The sequence below is a fragment of the Brevibacillus sp. RS1.1 genome (genome assembly GCF_013284365.1).
GTDB classification, from domain to species: Bacteria; Bacillota; Bacilli; order Brevibacillales; family Brevibacillaceae; genus Brevibacillus; species Brevibacillus brevis_D.
Genome location: NZ_JABSVA010000024.1, coordinates 1 through 4855, shown reverse-complemented (window position 1 = coordinate 4855; position 4855 = coordinate 1). Strand labels below are relative to the sequence as shown.

Below are 4855 nucleotides of genomic sequence, written 5' to 3'. Positions count from 1 at the left end.
TTTCCAGCTAGATTTAGACGAAAAGGCTGGCATACGCGTATCGGAATTCGATATGGACAAACACCTCGTCACTGCGAAGTTCGACCTGACGTTGACGATGGCTGAAAGACCAAACGGGTTGATTGCGACATTTGAGTACAATACAGCGCTGTTTGATGAAACGACGATTGTACGTATGTCACAGCACTTCCATCACTTGCTCGAAGCCATCGTTCAGATGCCGGAGCAGACCATTACCCAATTGCCGCTTTTGCCTCAGGATGAACGGGAGCAGCTGCTCGGGGAATGGAACGACACCGCGACGGCTTACCCACGGGAGCAACGCGTGGATCAATTGTTCCAGCAGACCGCGATGCGTTACCCGAATCAAATTGCAGTAGTAGCGGGAGACCAGAGTCTCACCTACTCCCAGTTAGAGACGCGAGCCAACCAAGTGGCCAACTACCTGCAAAAACAAGGCGTTCGCCCAGGTTCACTTGTCGGTATTTGTGTGAAGCGTTCTCTGGAAATGCTGATCGGGGTGCTCGGGATTCTAAAAGCTGGTGGGGCTTATGTACCGCTCGATTCGGATTATCCGAAAGAACGTCTGGCATACATGATGGACGATGCTAAAGTCACTGTTTTGCTCACGCAGGAGCAGCTTCTGCCATCACTCCCATCTGGAGAGCATACCATCATTTGTCTGGATCGCGACTGGGCGATGATTGCCGAAGAAAGTGAACGGGCACCTGATATTGACACCACAGCGGAAAGCCTCGCTTATGTGATCTACACCTCAGGCTCTACCGGTTTGCCAAAAGGAACGCTTGTCATCCATCGAGGCATTGTCCGTCTCGTCAAAGAAACCGACTATGTGACGATCACAGAGCAGGACGTTTTCCTGCAAGCATCGACAGTATCATTCGATGCGGCGACCTTTGAGATTTGGGGCAGCTTGTTGAATGGGGCAAAGCTGGTGCTGATGCCGCCTGATCTGCCTTCCTTGGAAGAACTGGGACAAGCCATTCAGGTGCACAAGGTTACAACACTTTGGCTGACGGCGGGACTGTTCACACTGATGGTAGATCATCACAAAGAGTACCTGGCGGGGGTTCGCCAACTGCTCGTGGGTGGAGATGTCGTTTCGGTTCCTCACGTAAGAAAAGCGTTGGAACTCGAAGGACTCACGATTATCAACGGGTACGGTCCAACGGAGAACACGACATTCACCTGCTGCTATCCAGTCACAGAGTTACCAGAGACGATCAGTTCATTCCCGATTGGCCGTCCGATCAAGAATACGACTGTGTACGTACTGGACAGCAAAATGCAGCCCGTTCCGATTGGTGTAACAGGTGAGCTATACATCGGCGGAGATGGTCTGGCTACTGGATATTTGAATCGTCCTGATTTAACGGAAGAGCGCTTTGTACCCAACCCGTTCTCAACCGATCCGCAGACACGACTTTATCGGACGGGTGACCTGGTTCGTTACCTGCCAGATGGCCTTATCGAATTCATTGGCCGAATCGATAACCAGGTAAAAGTCCGTGGGTTCCGCATCGAGCTGAGTGAAGTAGAGGCAGTATTAGCCAAACATCCTGCTCTTGCTGCATCCGTCGTCATTGTCCGCGAAGATGAACCAGGCAAGAAACAGCTCGTCGCTTATGCGGTCAAGCAAGCTGAGCAAGAGGCTGACACAGCCGAGCTGCGCCAACATTTCAAAGCACATGTTCCGGATTATATGGTGCCATCTGCTTTTGTCATGCTGGATGAGTTGCCGCTTACGCCAAACGGGAAAGTAGACCGTCGGGCCCTGCCAAAACCTGACTATGCGCACTCAAGTGATGAGCACTACGCGGCACCACATACCTTGATCGAGCGCAAACTGTCTGAGATTTGGCAAGACGTTCTCAGAATCGAAGAAATCAGTATCAACGCTAACTTCTTCGAACTCGGAGGAGACTCGATCCTGAGTATCCAAATCGTCTCTCGGGCTAACCAAGCAGGGATTCGTCTTACACCTAAACAGATCTTTGAAAACCAAACAATCGCTGAACTGGCAGCTCTCGTTTCAACAACTGGAAACGGGGAAAGTGCTATCCAACTGGCGGAACAAGGCCTCGTAACCGGCAATGTGTTGCTTACGCCAATCCAGAAGTGGTTCTTTGCCGCTAATCAACCGTCCATCCATCACTGGAATCAATCCTTCTTGTTGACAGTCGAGGAACCGGTTGATACGAGCGCATTGGAGCGTGCCATTGCCGAATTGATTGCACACCACGATGCTTTACGCATGCGTTATACGAACAACGACGGAATATGGTCACAATACATCGAGGGCTTGGGCGAACCTGCCCCTTTCCATTTGGTTGATTTGTCTGGCATCGCAGCAGAGGAACAATTCGCGCGATTGGAAGAAATTGCAGGCGAGAAGCAGGCAAGTCTCAACATCACAGAAGGCCCGATGTTCCGAGCCGTGTACTTCCATCTTGGAAAAGAACGCCCGGGACGACTCCTGCTCGTTATTCATCACTTGGTAGTCGATGGAGTATCCTGGCGCATTTTGCTGGAAGACTTGCAGTTGGCCTATGAGCAAGCTGTAAATGGTCAAGAGGTGCATTTCCCGTCAAAAACGACGTCGTTTCAGGCATGGGCTGAACAGTTACACGCTTATGCCAAGTCTGATTCGCTTGATAAGGAAAAAGCCTTTTGGGCAAATCAAGTGTATGAAGTAGATCCACTTCCTGTCGACCGTATGTATGAGCCAGCTCAAAACATCGAGGCATCCACGAAACAGATTACACTGACGCTGACCGCCGAAGAGACGCGCAATTTGCTTCACGAAACGCTCCCTTCCTACCGTCTGCAAATCAATGACGTATTGCTTGCTTCCTTAGCAAAAGCGTTGAATCGATGGACAGGAAAAGAGAAGATGGTCGTTACGCTGGAAGGACATGGACGCGAGGAGATTATCGAGGGGGCAGATTTATCCCATACGGTTGGCTGGTTCACAAGTATGTACCCGATACAGATTTCTATCGAGCAAGAAAAACCTTGGGGGCATACGCTGAAGGCAGTCAAGGAACAGCTCCGCCAGATTCCAAATAAGGGTGTCGGCTATGGAATTTTGCGCTATTTAAGTGATGATCTCGAGCTACAACATCAACTGAACGCCCAACTGAAACCGCAAATCAGCTTCAACTACCTCGGACAGTTTGATCAGACGGTGGCGGTTTCCTCTACATTTGGCATAGCGTCTGAATGCAGTGGAGCCAATCTTGCCCCTGATTCGATTCGAGAGAACTTGCTCGATATCATTAGTGCGGTAACAGGAGATCAGCTACACGTCACCTGGTTGTACAACGAAAACATCCATGACGAACAGACGATTGCGGCGGTTGCTGATCATTACATGGAAGCACTGCGGGAGATTATGACTTACACCCAATCGGCAGAAGAAATCGGCTACACACCGTCAGACTTCCCGCTGGCTAATCTGAATCAGCAGTCAATCGACAAATACATCGCTTCGGATCGTCAGCTCGAAAATGTATACCTGCTGACCCCACTGCAAGAGGGGATGCTGTTCCACTCCCTGTATGAACAAGAGGGCGGCGATTATGTTGTACAGTTCCTCATGACAGTGCGAGATATTAGCTTGGCAGCATTCGAGCAAGCTTGGCAGAGAATCGTCGACCGTCATTCGATTCTTCGTACCTCCTTTATCTGGGAGGGCTTGGAACAACCGCATCAAATCGTTCGAAAACAAGTAAAAGTAAGCGTGGAAAAAATCGACCTACGCCATGTGGATGCCGATAAGCAGGAAGCTGAAATCCAATTGTACATGGAAAAAGACCGGGTGCGAAACTTCCAGCTTAATCAGGCGCCATTAATGCGGTGGACATTGTTTTCCACAAACGATCATACGCATCGCTTCTTATGGAGCTTCCATCATATCTTGCTAGATGGCTGGAGTATGCCACTTGTCTTGCAAGATTGGCAGGCGAGTTATCAAGCGATCGATAAAGGCGAAGAAGAAAAATTAGAAGCAGTCCAACCATTCAGTCGCTATATCGCATGGCTCCATAAGCAAGATAAACAAGTTGCGGAGCGCTATTGGCGAGAGCAGTTAAAAGGCTTCTACGAATCAACGCCACTTGCTATGGGAAAAGCAGGCAGTCATGCCATTCAGCCTAAAGCCTACAGAGATCGCACCGTTTCCTTATCCAAGGAAGTAACGGAACATCTGCAAGCTTTTGCCCGCAAGCAGCAGTTGACGCTAAATACGCTGGTGCAAGGGGCATGGGCACTCATCCTGAGCGGTTACAGCGGATCAGACGATGTTGTCTTTGGAACGACGGTTTCTGGTCGTCCAGCAGAGCTGCCAGGAGTGGAAAACATGGTAGGACTCTTTATTAATACGCTACCTGTCCGCGTCATGTTTGACCCAAGCCAAACGATTCAGGAATGGTTACAACACTTGCAAAAGACACAAGTAGACATCCGCCAGTATGAATACACACCACTTGTAGACGTCCAAGGCTGGAGCGAGGTTCCACATGGACAATCGTTGTTCGATAGTATTCTCGTTTTTGAGAATTACCTGAATAGCACAAGTGAGGGGTCAGATTCAGATTCCGGCGTGTCGCTGAGTGAAGTCGAAGCAGTGGAGCAAACCAATTACCCATTGACATTTGTGGTAGCTCCTGGCGATGAACTTGCTCTCAAATTGATCTATGAGCAAGGACGTTTTGATTCGGAAGCGATTGTGAAAGTATTGGAACAGATGTCTCAGGTTCTACATGCCCTAACTGCACAAGCGGAACAGCCGTTGACTACACTTTCATTTATCACAGACGAGGAACGTCACAAG

At 49.6% G+C, this 4855-nt stretch carries 1 protein-coding gene; it reads left to right on the top strand.

Going from position 1 to position 4855, the window contains the following annotated elements:
- On the top strand, positions 1–4855 hold a 4855-nt coding region (locus tag HP570_RS29050; protein ID WP_173627959.1), incomplete at both ends, for a non-ribosomal peptide synthetase.